The sequence below is a fragment of the Variovorax raffinosi genome (genome assembly GCF_051216615.1).
Taxonomy (GTDB): domain Bacteria; phylum Pseudomonadota; class Gammaproteobacteria; order Burkholderiales; family Burkholderiaceae_C; genus Variovorax.
The window spans coordinates 215,810-229,091 of the sequence record NZ_JBPJZR010000006.1 but is presented as its reverse complement, the minus strand read 5'-3'; the positions used below and the strand labels follow the sequence as shown (position 1 = coordinate 229,091).

12 protein-coding genes are annotated in these 13,282 nt (G+C 64.3%); 11 read left to right on the top strand and 1 reads right to left on the bottom strand.

What is annotated here, in order from left to right:
* Window positions 1-64 precede the first annotated feature (64 nt).
* From ACSFB7_RS19700 to ACSFB7_RS19650, 11 genes are all read left to right on the top strand, one after another.
* Window positions 65-1,549 carry a DegQ family serine endoprotease gene (locus ACSFB7_RS19700; protein WP_435473088.1) on the top strand — a complete coding sequence of 495 codons (1,485 nt, stop codon included), beginning with the start codon at window positions 65-67 and terminating at the stop codon, window positions 1,547-1,549.
* A 522-nt stretch (window positions 1,550-2,071) separates the two neighbouring features.
* Complete coding sequence (gene lepA / locus ACSFB7_RS19695; protein WP_435473086.1) at window positions 2,072-3,883, top strand: translation elongation factor 4; 1,812 nt, start codon at window positions 2,072-2,074, stop codon at window positions 3,881-3,883.
* An 8-nt stretch (window positions 3,884-3,891) separates the two neighbouring features.
* The gene (lepB, locus tag ACSFB7_RS19690) at window positions 3,892-4,857 is read left to right on the top strand and encodes a signal peptidase I (RefSeq protein WP_435473084.1); all 966 of its coding nucleotides are present in this window, start codon (window positions 3,892-3,894) and stop codon (window positions 4,855-4,857) included.
* 31 nt (window positions 4,858-4,888) lie between these two features.
* Window positions 4,889-5,257 carry a DUF4845 domain-containing protein gene (locus ACSFB7_RS19685; RefSeq protein WP_187108339.1) on the top strand — a complete coding sequence of 123 codons (369 nt, stop codon included), beginning with the start codon at window positions 4,889-4,891 and terminating at the stop codon, window positions 5,255-5,257.
* 17 nt (window positions 5,258-5,274) lie between these two features.
* Window positions 5,275-5,961 (top strand): ribonuclease III, encoded by a 687-nt coding sequence (gene rnc / locus ACSFB7_RS19680; protein WP_435473081.1) that lies wholly within the window; start codon window positions 5,275-5,277, stop codon window positions 5,959-5,961.
* 7 nt (window positions 5,962-5,968) lie between these two features.
* Window positions 5,969-6,934 (top strand): GTPase Era, encoded by a 966-nt coding sequence (era, locus tag ACSFB7_RS19675; RefSeq protein WP_435473079.1) that lies wholly within the window; start codon window positions 5,969-5,971, stop codon window positions 6,932-6,934.
* A gap of 1 nt (window position 6,935) precedes the next feature.
* Window positions 6,936-7,709 (top strand): DNA repair protein RecO, encoded by a 774-nt coding sequence (gene recO, locus ACSFB7_RS19670; RefSeq protein WP_435473077.1) that lies wholly within the window; start codon window positions 6,936-6,938, stop codon window positions 7,707-7,709.
* On the top strand, window positions 7,706-8,470 hold the full coding sequence (locus tag ACSFB7_RS19665) for a pyridoxine 5'-phosphate synthase (RefSeq protein ID WP_435473075.1): 765 nt from the start codon (window positions 7,706-7,708) through the stop codon (window positions 8,468-8,470). Before recO ends, ACSFB7_RS19665 begins: the two co-directional genes overlap by 4 nt.
* 13 nt (window positions 8,471-8,483) lie before the next feature.
* The gene (gene acpS, locus ACSFB7_RS19660) at window positions 8,484-8,891 is read left to right on the top strand and encodes a holo-ACP synthase (protein WP_435473073.1); all 408 of its coding nucleotides are present in this window, start codon (window positions 8,484-8,486) and stop codon (window positions 8,889-8,891) included.
* Complete coding sequence (gene nagZ, locus ACSFB7_RS19655; protein WP_435473071.1) at window positions 8,888-9,976, top strand: beta-N-acetylhexosaminidase; 1,089 nt, start codon at window positions 8,888-8,890, stop codon at window positions 9,974-9,976. The genes acpS and nagZ overlap by 4 nt, the downstream gene beginning before the upstream one ends.
* A gap of 3 nt (window positions 9,977-9,979) precedes the next feature.
* Window positions 9,980-11,329 carry a glycosyltransferase family protein gene (locus ACSFB7_RS19650; protein ID WP_435473069.1) on the top strand — a complete coding sequence of 450 codons (1,350 nt, stop codon included), beginning with the start codon at window positions 9,980-9,982 and terminating at the stop codon, window positions 11,327-11,329.
* Here ACSFB7_RS19650 and ACSFB7_RS19645 read toward each other — a convergent pair.
* Complete coding sequence (locus tag ACSFB7_RS19645) at window positions 11,326-13,251, bottom strand: glycosyltransferase (RefSeq protein WP_435473067.1); 1,926 nt, start codon at window positions 13,249-13,251, stop codon at window positions 11,326-11,328. The two genes, ACSFB7_RS19650 and ACSFB7_RS19645, sit on opposite strands and share 4 nt — an antisense overlap.
* Window positions 13,252-13,282 lie beyond the last annotated feature (31 nt).

Here is a 13,282-nt window from a genome sequence, read left to right as displayed (position 1 = left end):
AGCACGCGCCGCAGACTCACAGCATTTGTTGTTTTATCCGCTCTGTTCTTTTGAAAGAAAACCGATGATCTTCAAAGTCGAGGGACACAAGCTTCGTTCCGGCCTGCTGGCCTTTGCGCTGGCGGTGACGGCCGGCGCCGCCTTCCTGCCTGTCGAGTCGGTCCATGCGCAGACGCGCACGCTGCCCGACTTCACCGATCTGGTCGATCAGGTCGGCCCCTCGGTGGTCAACATTCGCACCGTCGAAAAGGTCGCGCAGCGAGGCGGCGGCGCCAACGGCGAGATGGACGAGGAGATGCAGGAGTTCTTCCGCCGCTTCTTCGGCCAGCCGCTTCCGGGCGCGCCGCGCCAAGGGCCGCGTTCCAAGCCGCAGCAGCCCCAGGAAGAAGAACGCCCGCGCGGCGTGGGTTCCGGCTTCATCCTGACGGCCGATGGTTATGTCATGACCAACGCGCATGTGGTGGAAGATGCTTCCGAGGTCATGGTCACGCTGCCCGACAAGCGCGAGTTCAAGGCCAAGATCGTCGGTTCCGACAAGCGTAGCGACGTCGCGGTCGTCAAGATCGAGGCCACGGGCCTGCCTGCCGTGAAGGTGGGCGACATCTCCAAGCTGCGCGTGGGCGAATGGGTGATGGCCATCGGCTCGCCCTTCGGCCTCGAGAACACCGTCACTGCAGGCATCGTGAGCGCCAAGCAGCGCGACACCGGCGAATACCTGCCGTTCATCCAGACCGACGTGGCCATCAACCCTGGCAACTCGGGCGGCCCGCTGATCAACATGCGCGGCGAAGTGGTGGGCATCAACAGCCAGATCTACTCGCGCTCGGGTGGCTTCATGGGCATCTCGTTCTCGATCCCGATCGATGAAGCGATCCGTGTCAGCGACCAGTTGCGCACTTCGGGTCGCGTTTCGCGCGGCCGTATCGGCGTGCAGATCGATCAGGTCACGAAGGACGTGGCGGAAGCGATCGGGCTGGGCAAGGCGCAGGGCGCGCTGGTGCGTGGCGTCGAGGCCGGATCGCCGGGTGAAAAGGCGGGCGTCGAGCCGGGCGACGTCATCACCAAGTTCGACGGCAAGCCCATCGAGAAGCCGAGCGATCTGCCGCGTCTCGTGGGCAACACCAAGCCGGGCACCAAGAGCACGCTCACGGTGTTCCGCCGCGGCGCCTCGCGCGACTTGAGCGTGACCATTGCAGAGATCGAACCCGACAAGCCTGCCAAGCGCGCAGCCGATCGCGACGAGCCGGCGCAGAAGCCATCGGCTTCGGCCGCTGCCAAATCGCTCGGCCTGGCCGTGAGCGATCTCAACGATGCGCAGAAGAAAGAGCTCAAGCTGAAGGGCGGCGTGAAGGTCGATACCGCCAGCGACGCCGCTGCGCGTGCCGGCCTGCGCGAAGGGGACATCATCCTGGCCGTGGGCAATGTCGAGGTTGCCAATGCACGGGAATTCGAGTCCGCCATTGGCAAGGCCGACAAGAGCAAGGCGCTCAGCGTGCTGTTCCGGCGTGGTGACTGGGCGCAATACGCCCTGATCCGTCCCGCACGCTGATCTGGCGTCGGCGTCAAGTGGCCCCACCCGGCAGTCGGGTTTGGGGCCGTTTTTTTGAGGTGTTTACGACGTTCCACCATCCGGCTCGAAAAAAATCTGGGGCCCGAAAAGCAGTATGTTTTGTTTGTGTCTACTAACTTTTGAGAAGGCTAAGGACGGTTTTCGGTAGAATAGGCGTCTCTTGCCGGTCGGTCAGCGCATAAGGAATGCACCGACCTTCACGATGCGAGATGTTAGACAGCAGTCCACCGGTGCTCCACAGATCGCCCACAAGTTGTTCAGTGAGTGCTCCACCGATCCTGTGGATAACCTGTATATATCTTTGATGTTGTTGACCTGCAACGACCCCTTTGGACCCCGTTCCCGGATGTACGTGCTTCCCTTTTTGCCTACAATGAAGTTCCAACTACTGCAGTTGCCATTGCTTGTTGGTTCAGGGCGCGTCTCCAGAAGACGCGCCCTTTTTTCTTGCCTGTCGCACTCTGCGCACGAGCCAATTCAAGTACTTAAGCGTTCTCGTTGATGAATCACATCAGAAATTTTTCGATCATTGCGCACATCGATCATGGCAAGTCCACGCTCGCAGACCGTTTGATCCAGCGTTGCGGCGGTCTCGCCGAGCGTGAGATGGAAGCGCAGGTGCTCGACTCGATGGACATCGAAAAAGAGCGTGGGATAACCATCAAGGCACAGACCGCCGCGCTGCACTACAAGGCACTCGATGGACAGGTCTACAACCTCAATCTGATCGACACACCGGGCCACGTCGACTTCTCTTATGAAGTGAGCCGCTCGCTGTCGGCGTGCGAAGGTGCGCTGCTCGTTGTCGATGCGTCGCAAGGTGTCGAAGCGCAGACGGTGGCCAACTGCTACACCGCACTCGACCTCGGCGTCGAAGTGGTGCCGGTGCTCAACAAGATGGATTTGCCCAACGCGGATCCAGACAACGCGCGCACTGAGATCGAAGACGTCATCGGCATCGATGCGACCGATGCGATCCCATGTTCCGCCAAGACGGGCCTCGGCATCGACGAGATCCTCGAAGCCATCGTCCACAAGATGCCCGCGCCGCGCGGCAATCCCGATGGCCCGCTGCGCGCGATGATCGTCGATAGCTGGTTCGATCCATACGTCGGCGTCGTCATGCTGGTGCGCGTGGTCGACGGCCGGCTCGTGAAGGGCGAGCGCATCAAGATGATGGCGTCCGGCGCCATGTACAACGCCGACAACATCGGCGTCTTCACGCCGGCCACCGAAGCGCGCGCTTCGCTCGAAGCGGGCGAGGTGGGCTTCATCATCGCGGGCATCAAGGAACTGCAGGCCGCCAAGGTCGGCGATACCGTGACGTTGATCAAGCCGGGCACCGGTGGCGCCGCTGCCACCGCGACCGAAGCGCTGCCGGGTTTCAAGGAAATCCAGCCGCAGGTGTTCGCCGGTCTCTACCCGACCGAAGCCAGCGAGTACGACTCGCTGCGCGACGCGCTGGAAAAGCTCAAGCTCAACGATTCATCGCTGCGCTACGAGCCCGAAGTGAGCCAGGCGCTCGGCTTCGGCTTTCGCTGCGGCTTCCTCGGCCTGCTGCACATGGAAATCGTGCAGGAGCGCCTGGAACGTGAGTTCGACCAGGACCTGATCACGACCGCGCCGAGCGTGGTCTACCAGGTGGTGCGCAGCGACGGCGAAGTCATCATGGTCGAGAACCCGTCCAAGATGCCCGACGTCGGAAGGATGAGCGAGATCCGCGAGCCGATCGTCACCGTGCATCTCTACATGCCGCAGGAATACGTCGGTGTCGTCATGACGCTGGCCAACCAGAAGCGCGGCGTGCAGATGAACATGGCTTACCACGGCCGCCAGGTCATGCTGACCTACGAGATGCCGCTCGGCGAAATCGTGCTCGATTTCTTCGACAAGCTGAAGTCGGTCAGCCGGGGCTATGCCTCCATGGACTACGAGTTCAAGGAGTACCGCGCGTCCGACGTGGTCAAGGTCGACATCCTGCTGAACGGCGAGAAGGTCGACGCCCTGTCCATCATCGTGCACCGCACGCAGTCGCAGTACCGCGGCCGGGCGGTGGTCTCGAAGATGCGCGAGATCATTTCGCGCCAGATGTTCGACGTTGCGATCCAGGCCGCCATCGGGGTCAACATCATTGCGCGTGAGACAATCAAGGCGCTTCGCAAGAACGTGCTGGCCAAGTGCTATGGCGGCGACATCTCCCGTAAGAAGAAGCTGCTCGAGAAGCAGAAGGCGGGCAAGAAAAGAATGAAGCAGATCGGCTCTGTCGAGGTCCCGCAAGAGGCCTTCCTCGCGATTCTGCAAGTCGAAGACTGATCAACAAAATGGCATTCATCACCTCCCTGGTCCTCGCGGCATTTGCCGGCTATGTCGGCGCCTGGTATTTCGGCGTGATCGAAGGCAACTTCGCCTTGCTGCTGTTCCTTGCCACGGTGGTCACCGGCCTTTACTGGCTGGCCGAGCGCTTCTATTTCCTGCCGAAGCGCGAGCAAGCCGCCGCCAAGCTCGAGGCCTCGATGGCCGAGCGCAACGCGCGGCTGGCGGGTCAGGGCATCACGCAGGTCGACACCGTCGACGCCAAGGCGAGTGACCGGCTGCTGATGCAGCCCTGGTGGCTCGACTGGACCGCCGGCCTGTTCCCCGTGATCCTGGTGGTGTTCCTGCTGCGCTCGTTCCTGTACGAGCCCTTCAAGATTCCCTCGGGCTCGATGATGCCCACGCTGCTGACCGGCGACCTGATCCTGGTCAACAAGTTCACCTATGGCCTGCGCCTGCCGGTCATCAACACCAAGATCACCGACGGCACGCCGCTGGCGCGTGGCGACGTGGTGGTGTTCCGCTATCCGCCCAAGCCGAGCATGGACTACATCAAGCGCGTGGTCGGCATCCCGGGCGACGAGGTGGCGTACCTGAACAAGAAGCTCACGATCAACGGCCAGCCGGTTTCCAAGGAACCCGCAGCCGATTACCTCGATGGCGAATCGATGCGCCTGCTCAAGCAGTTCGACGAGCATCTGGGCGACAAGCAGCACAAGATCCTCAACGACGACGCGGCCCCGTCTTTCGTGCCTGGTGCCAGCGACTTCCCGTTCCGCGAAAACTGCCGCTACTCCGTCGAAGGCGTGGTCTGCAAGGTGCCCGCCGGCCAATATTTCATGATGGGCGACAACCGCGATAATTCGGCGGACTCGCGCTACTGGGGCTTCGTGCCCGACCAGAACATCGTGGGCAGGGCGTTCTTCGTCTGGATGAACTTCGGCGATCTGGGTCGCATCGGTCCGTTTCAATAAGCAGTCCAAACTGTTCGAGGGGTAAGAGGGCATGAGAACAAACCGGTCCATCCGCAGCAGGGCCGCGCAACAGCGCGGCATTTCGTTCATCGGCTTGGTGTTCGTCGCGGTGGTGCTCGCTTGCGTGGGCGTCGTCGTCGCGCAGGTCATTCCGACGCTGATCGAATGGCAGGCCATCGACAAGGCGGCCAACAAGGCCAAGGAAGGCACGACCGTGCCCGAAGTGCGCGCCATCTTCGATCGTGCCCAGGCCATCGACGACTTCAAGTCGGTCAGCGGCAAGGACCTGGACATCAAGAAGGTCGGCGACAAGGTCGTCGTGTCGTATGCGTACGAGCGCGAAATTCCCTTGTTCGGGCCGGCCTACCTGACCCTCAAGTACAAGGGCGAGACCCGCTGAACGCGGCGCTCAAAAAGGTGGACGGCAGCCTCGTCGCGCTGCAGGCGCGCCTCAAGTACACGTTCTCCGACGTCCGGCTGCTCCAGCTCGCGCTCACGCACCGCAGTTTCTCGGCCGATCACAACGAGCGCCTGGAGTTTCTCGGCGACTCGGTGCTGAACTTGGCTGTCTCCCACCTGCTCTACATCCGCCTTTCGGCCCTGCCCGAGGGCGATCTGTCGCGCGTGCGTGCCAATCTGGTCAAGCAGGACACCCTGCACCGGCTCGCGCTCGGACTGGCAATCTCGCCGTTGCTGCGGCTCGGCGAAGGCGAAGCCCGCTCGGGCGGCCCCAGCCGGCCGTCGATCCTGGCCGACGCGCTCGAAGCGCTGATTGGCGCCGTCTACCTGGACGCCGGCTTTGCAGCCGCCCAGGCACTGGTGCATCGGCTGTACGAGTCGGTCGAGATCACGCCGCGCATGGATGCGGCGGCCAAGGACCCGAAGACCGAATTGCAGGAATGGCTGCAGGGTCACAAAATGAAGCTGCCGGTGTACCGCGTGGCAGCGACGCTGGGCGCCGCGCACAAGCAGACTTTCGATGTCGAGTGCGAGGTGCCCGAGTTGGGCCTTCGCGAACGCGGCATCGGCGGCTCGCGCCGCGCCGGCGAGCAGGCCGCCGCGGCCGCCATGTTGATCCGGCTCAAGGCACGCGGCGCCGCGTGAAATCACAATGAACGATGCTATCAATCCCGTAGCGGGACCCGAAGACGCCGCAGGCGATACCGGCGCAACCGGCCCGCAGCACTGCGGCCTTATCGCCATCGTCGGCAAGCCCAATGTGGGCAAGTCGACGCTGCTCAATGCGCTGGTCGGCCAGAAGATCAGCATCACCTCGCGCAAGGCGCAGACCACGCGGCACCGCATCACGGGCATGCGCACGCTGGGCGCGACGCAGTTCGTGTTCGTCGACACGCCCGGTTTTCAGACCCTGCACGCCAACGCGCTGAACAAGTCGCTCAACAAGACCGTGCAGGGCGCGGTCGGCGACGTGGACCTGATTCTGTTCGTGGTCGAAGCCGGCAGCTTCACGCCGGCCGACGAGCGCGTGCTCAAGCTTCTCGGCAAGGGCATCCCGACCGTGCTGCTGGCCAACAAGCTCGACAACGTGCACCGCCGTGGCGATATCGCGCCCTGGCTGCAGACCATGCAGGGCAAACACAGCTTTGCCGAGTACGTCCCGATGTCGGCCAAGAACGCGAAGGATGTCGAGCGCCTGTTTGGCATCTGCGAGAAGTACCTGCCCGAGCAGCCTTGGTTCTACGACGAGGACGAGCTCACCGACCGGAGCGAAAAATTCCTCGCCGGCGAACTGGTGCGCGAGAAGCTGTTCCGCCTGACCGGCGACGAATTGCCCTACACCTCGACCGTGATCATCGACAAATTCGAGGAAGAGCCGCCCCAGAAGAAGGGTCAGAAGCGGCTGCTGCGCATTGCCGCCACCATCGTGGTCGAGCGCGACGGCCACAAGGCCATGGTGATCGGCGACAAGGGCGAGCGCATCAAGCGCATCGGCATGGAAACCCGGGTCGAGCTGGAGAAGCTGGCCGATGCCAAGGTCTTCCTCGAACTCTGGGTCAAGGTCCGTTCGGGCTGGGCCGACGACGAGGCACGCGTGCGCTCCTTCGGTTACGAATGAAGTGGCCGCTGCCCACCGCGTTTCGCATGAGCCGGCGTACGTGCTCCACCGCTACGACTGGAGCGAGTCGAGCCTGATCCTGGAGGTCTTCACCCGTCACCACGGGCGCATCGCGCTGGTGGCCAAGGGGGCGAAGCGGCCGAGTTCCAACTTCCGCCCGGTGCTGCTGCCGCTGCAGCCCCTGCAGCTCAACTACGGAGGCGACGCCGAAATCCGCACGCTCAAGGGCGCCGAATGGATGGGCGGCCACGTGATGCCGACCGGCGAAGCCCTGATGTCGGGCTACTACATCAATGAACTGGTGCTGCGCCTGCTGGCACGCGACGACGCTCACGAAGCCCTGTTCGATGCCTACGCCGGCGTGGTGCAGGTGCTGGCGGGCGACCACGCCGGCGCACAGGCAGCCACCCAGGCCGCCGCGCTGCGCGCGTTCGAGCTGCTGCTGCTGCGAAGCGTAGGCCTGCTGCCATCGCTGGACGTGCAGACCCTCACGCTGGAGCCACTCGCAGCCCGGGTGCGCTACACCCTCGTGCCGGAAGCCGGATTGCGGCAGGCGGCCAAGGACGAAGCCGCACTGGCCGGCGCCGACTGGCTGTCCCTGCAAGGCGTGCTCGACGATCGCGCGCCTTTCACTGCCACGTTGCGTGAAATTGCCACCATGAATGCCGGCAGCAACAGTGCCCTGCGCAACCAGCTGCGCGCCTTGCTCAACTACCATTGCGGCGTGTCCACGCTGCGCACGCGGCAAATGATGAGAGATCTGCAAGCACTATGAGCACTTCAGGCAACGCCGGTATCACCTCGCTGTCGGTCAACCTCAACAAGGTGGCCCTGGTCCGCAACACCCGCCACCTGGGCATTCCGAGCGTGGTGAAGGCCGCGCAGGCCTGCCTGGCTGCCGGGGCGCAAGGCATCACCGTGCATCCGCGGCCCGACGCGCGCCACATCCGCGCGCACGATGTCAGCGATCTGTCGGCGCTGCTCGCCAAGGACTGGCCGGCGATCGAGTTCAACATCGAGGGCAACCCCTTCCAGAACCTGATGGACTTCGTGCGCGCGCTCAAGCCGCACCAGGCCACCTTCGTGCCCGACAGCGAAACCCAATCGACCAGCGACCATGGCTGGACCTTCCCCGAAGACGCCGAGCGTCTGCGCCCGCTGATCGCCGAAGCCAAGGCCTTGGGCGTGCGCGTCAGCCTCTTCATGGACCCGGTGCCCGAGATGATGGCGGCGGTCAAGGCCGTGGGCGCCGACCGAGTCGAGCTCTACACCGAAGGCTATGCAGCATCGCGCGGCACGCCCGATGAAGAGGCCGTGCTCGCACGCTATGTGGCCTCGGCACGCGCGGCGCATGCCGCGGGCTTGGGCGTCAACGCGGGCCACGATCTGAGCCGCGACAACCTCACCGCCTTCCTGCGCGCGGTGCCCGGCGTGCACGAGGTCTCGATCGGCCACGCCTTCGTTGCCGATGCGCTCGAACTCGGCTACACGGCCACCACGCGCGAGTACCTGCGCTGCATCAGCGAAGCGCAGTGAACGCCGGCGCCGCATGATCTACGGCATTGGCACCGACATCTGCGACCTGCGTCGCATCGCGGCGACCTTCGAGCGCCAAGGCGAGCGCTTCGCCCGCAAGGTGCTGTGCGATGCCGAGTTCGCCGTCTGGAAGGCCCGCAGCGAGCGCTGGCCGAAGCGCGGCCTGAGCTACCTCGCCACCCGTTTTTCCGCCAAGGAGGCCTTCAGCAAGGCCATCGGCATGGGCATGCGCATGCCCATGACCTGGCGCTCGTGCGAAATCGCCAACCTGCGCAGCGGCAAGCCGGTGATCGTGCTGCATGGCGAACTCAAGGAATGGTTCGAAGCGAAGGGCCTCACAGCCCACGTGACCGTGACCGATGAAACCGAATACGCCGCGAGCTTTGTCGTGGTCGAGCACAAGAGCAGCAGCGACGCATGAATCCGATGTCCAGTACCCATTCGCCGTTGATCATCGATGTGGCCGGCACCGAACTGAGCGCGGCCGACCGCCGACGACTTGCCGACCCGCTGGTCGGCGGCGTGATTCATTTCGCCCGCAACTGGCAGGACCGCGCCCAGATGACGGCGCTCAATGCCGAGATCAAGGCGATCCGCCCTGACCTGCTGATCTGCGTCGACCACGAAGGCGGGCGTGTGCAGCGTTTTCGCACCGATGGCTTCACGCGGCTACCGTCGATGCGGGCCCTGGGCGAGCTGTGGATGCGCGATGCCATGCGCGCGACGCAGGCAGCCACCGCCACCGGCCTTGTGCTGGCTGCCGAGCTGCGCGCTTGCGGCATCGATTTCAGCTTTGCGCCGGTGCTCGACCTGGACTACGGCGAAAGCAGTGTCATCGGCGACCGCAGTTTTCACCGCGACCCGCGTGTGGTCGCGCTGCTGGCAAAGAGCGTCATGCACGGCATGCTGCAGGCGGACATGCGCAATTGCGGCAAGCATTTCCCGGGGCATGGTTTCGTGACCGCCGACTCGCATGTCGAGATTCCGGTCGACAAGCGCGGCCTGCAGGCCATCCTGGCAGACGACGCGCGGCCTTACGACTGGCTGGCGGGCACGCTCACGGCAGTGATGCCGGCGCATGTGATCTATCCGAAGGTCGACAAGCGGCCGGCGGGTTTTTCATCCAAGTGGCTGAAGGCCGTCCTGCGGCAGCGGCTCGGTTTCGGCGGCGCGATCTTCAGCGACGACCTCAGCATGGAGGCCGGGCGCTACATCGACGGCGAATTGCTCAGCTACGCCGATGCCGCGCTGGCGGCCATCGACGCAGGTTGCGACCTGGCGCTGCTGTGCAACCAGAGCATCGGCGACGGCGCGCCGCTCGACGCCTTGCTCGAAGACTTCGGCGCGGCCCGCGATGCTGGCCGCTGGGTGGGCGACGCCGCCAGTGAGGCACGCCGCCGGGCGCTGCTGCCTCGTTCGGCCGCGTCGTCGTGGCCGTCGCTCGCAAGTTCAGCGGAATACCTGGGTGCCAAGCGCATCCTGTCGCACGGCGGCCTGACGGAGTAGCGCATGCCCTTGTGCTTGAGCTTCTTTGCGCGCAAGGACGAGGCCACCTTGCGCAACCATGCGCACTACTGCCGCTTGTTCGGCTATCCGCATCAGTGGGTCGAGGCGGACCGCCTTCGTCACCCGGCATTGCGTGACAGTGCCAGGTACAGCCAGATCCTGCGCCATCTGCGCGCGCTGCCCGAGAACGACTGGCTCCTGTTCCTCGACGGCGATTCGGTTGTGTTCCATCCCGTCGCCATCGAGACCTTGATGCAGGGGCGGGACTCGCTGGTCGTGGAAGGTCCGCCCAGCGGTGACCGGCCGGGCCCCGCGATGACCAACATGATGGTGCTGCGCAACACCGCCGCGAACCGTGCCGCGCTGCATGAACTGATGGGCGATGCAGGGAATGTCATTGCGCTGGTGAACCGTTCGACCGACGAAGCCGCGCGGCTGCGTCCGGTCGGGCTGCTCGGGTGCAACGCCATGGTCGGCGACATCTACGTCAATGTCTCGTGGCGCATTCCGCAATGGTTCCAGGCGCGCATCTTCGTCGTCAACCTGGCGCCGCTGCCCATTGCGGCACCCGAGGGCGAATGGCGCGAAGCGCTGCTGCATGACACGAACCTGCAGGACCTGCTGGTGGCGCAGGTCAACAACGCGCTCATCCACGGACATCCCCTGCTGCAGCCGGCCGCTTATTCCGCGCTGTCGGACGACGCCATGTCGAGCTACAACGCGGGCGCGGACATCGCCTTCGTCACGCTCTACACCCACCACGTTGCCAGCTATGCGCGGGTTTCCGAGCACAACGTGAAGCGCTACTGCGACAGGCATGGCTATGCCTATCACGTGTACCGCACGGTGCCCGATGCGGTCGGCCCGGGCATCGGCGGGTCATGGGTGCGCAGTTGGCTGCTGCAACAGCACATCGCGCAGCACAAGTGGGTGATCTGGGTCGATGCCGACATCCTCTTCTTCAACCAGGGGCGCCGCATCGAAGCCTTGCTCGAAGGGCGCGAACTGCTGCTGGCGAAGGACGTGGGCGGCTGGGCCTTCAACTCGGGCGTGATGGGCTTTCGCAATACGGCAGGCAACGCCGACCTGCTCGCGCGCATCTGGCAGCGCATCGGCGAGGTTCAGGACAAGTCCGCGGTCTACAGCAGCCAGGGCGACCAGTACTACACCAACCAGGTGCTGTCCGAAGAGGGGTTGATCGATGACCGTGTCATCGTCGACAACCTGAGCATCAACACGCCGCCGCACCTGGCCTCGGACGAGACGCTGCTGGTGCACTTCATCAACCTGGACGAGCCGTACCGGTCGGCGTACATGGCGTCGATGGACGCCGTCTCCCAGCGCCTGCGTTAGTTAGCTGCCGACTCCGGTTCGAGCCTGAAGATCCGCACCGGCAACTGGTTGGCTGCGGGGGCCAGGAACCGAGCCACCTCAGGGATTGCGAACTGGCTTTCCAGCCATGCCTTGTCGGCCAGGCCCGCATTGAAGAAGACCTGCAGCAGGCGCAATGCCTCGTGCCGAAGCGCACGCGTCAGTGTTTCGTGTTCGACCAGTTGTTGCTCCGGCGCTGCCGCCGGGCTGAAGCAGGCACGTGCCAGGGTCTGCAACAGGCCTTGCGCAAAGTCGAGTGCCGACGGCCAGTACAACGCGTAGAGCTTTGCGATTTCGCGCACGTCTTCGCCGCTGGATTTCGGCAGCAGGTAGGCCAGCACCAGCGCACGCGCTTGTGAGGCCAGTGCTGCAGCCCGGGCCGTATCGGCTGGCGCGGGCGGCGCGACCGGCCGGTGCAGCAGCTGGGGGATCACCGCGAAACGTGCGCCTGCGGCCGCGCTTTTGCACAGCATGTGCAAGTCATCGTGCGCCGTGAATTCCGGGTCGTGACGCACACCGCTGCGTTCAAGAAAACTGCGCCGCACCATGCAGGCTGACAGCAGCATCGGGCGGGGCCCGAGGTACTCGACGAGGATGTCCTGGTGCCGCTCGGCGAACTCGAACGGTCCTTCATGCGTTTCGCACCAGCAGCCCACGATGTCGATGTCGGTGCAGCTCTGCAGCAGCGCGGCCTGGCGTTGCAGGCGCTCGGGGTCGGGAATGTCGCCGGCATCGGAAAAGACGATGTAGTCGCCTTGTGCCTGCGCCAATGCAAGATTGCGGGTGGTGGCGCGGTCGCACGAGACCGGCAGCGAAATCAACTGCGCATTGGCGATGCCCGCTTCGGTGAGAAGGGTGTCGAGGCCGGCGATCCCCGCCTGCGCAACGAGCACCACGTGGAGCATCACGTCGCTTTGTCCAGCCCACGCGCGAAGGGTTTGCGACAGGGCTTCGAGCGAGTCCCCGGCCATGAGGCAGACCGTCACGCGCGGCATGGTCGTCGCCACGAGTCGGTCGGGCTGCTGTGCGCGCCAGCTCAGGAAACGCTGGATGGCCGGGCCCACCAGGGGCGGCACAAACGCATGGCTGAACACCTCCAGGCCCTTGCGCTCGAGCGCCGCACGGCGGGGGGCGTCGGCGAGCAGTTGCTCGATCGTCTCGATGAGCTTTTCATATGGTGCGCCGACCACCGAGTCGCGCACCGAGGCCTCGACCTCGCTGTCGGGATAAAGCTCGCAGACCACCGCCTTGCGATGGCGCAGCAGGATCGACAGGCGCGGCACTTCGACAATGCGCGACTCTTCCCAGTTGTGGAGATTGAGCACGATCTTCGCGCGGCGCATGAAGCCGTTGCGCTCTTCCAGCGTCCAGGCGCGCCCGCGATTGACTTCGACCCGCAGCCCGCGTGCCATCAGCCCTTCGAGAATGTCGATGCGCCGGCGCGTCAGCGAGCCGAAGAAGACGACGTCGATGTCCTGCTGCTCATCGGGCAGGATGTCGCTCAGCGGCAGGATTTCCGCCGCACCGGGTTCCCAGCCGAGCGCGACATAGTCCGCGTTCCTGTATTCCAGTTGGCGATGCCGCTGGAAATTCGACTTGCTGTATTCCCAGAGATAGCACTGTTTGAGAACGCCAAGGTAGCGCTCGTTCCAGGCGTGAGTGCCGAGCACCATCGGCTCGAAATTGACGACGATGCAGTCGGGGTGATGATGCTCGATGTGTTCCCACGGCACATCCCAGAAGAAAAACAGGATGTTGATTTCGCCCGGCTCGATGTAGCTCTGGGTGAAGCGGGTCGGGTAGCCGAGGCTCTCGGCCGCCAGCCTGAAGGCCTCGACGATGTCGCCGCAGGTCTCGTGCGAGGACAGCGACGTGAAGTTGAGCCGGGGCAGTGTCGTCGTCATGCGGTCGGGTCACCGTGCGTGCAATGCGCTT

Bases quoted from the DNA above. Each gene is read 5' to 3' on its own strand.
- ACSFB7_RS19700 (WP_435473088.1), top strand. From the start codon at position 65: ATGATCTTCAAAGTCGAGGGACACAAGCTTCGTTCCGGCCTGCTGGCC.
- lepA (WP_435473086.1), top strand. From the start codon at position 2,072: ATGAATCACATCAGAAATTTTTCGATCATTGCGCACATCGATCATGGC.
- lepB (WP_435473084.1), top strand. From the start codon at position 3,892: ATGGCATTCATCACCTCCCTGGTCCTCGCGGCATTTGCCGGCTATGTC.
- ACSFB7_RS19685 (WP_187108339.1), top strand. From the start codon at position 4,889: ATGAGAACAAACCGGTCCATCCGCAGCAGGGCCGCGCAACAGCGCGGC.
- era (WP_435473079.1), top strand. From the start codon at position 5,969: ATGAACGATGCTATCAATCCCGTAGCGGGACCCGAAGACGCCGCAGGC.
- ACSFB7_RS19665 (WP_435473075.1), top strand. From the start codon at position 7,706: ATGAGCACTTCAGGCAACGCCGGTATCACCTCGCTGTCGGTCAACCTC.
- acpS (WP_435473073.1), top strand. From the start codon at position 8,484: ATGATCTACGGCATTGGCACCGACATCTGCGACCTGCGTCGCATCGCG.
- nagZ (WP_435473071.1), top strand. From the start codon at position 8,888: ATGAATCCGATGTCCAGTACCCATTCGCCGTTGATCATCGATGTGGCC.
- ACSFB7_RS19650 (WP_435473069.1), top strand. From the start codon at position 9,980: ATGCCCTTGTGCTTGAGCTTCTTTGCGCGCAAGGACGAGGCCACCTTG.
- ACSFB7_RS19645 (WP_435473067.1), bottom strand. From the start codon at position 13,251: ATGACGACGACACTGCCCCGGCTCAACTTCACGTCGCTGTCCTCGCAC.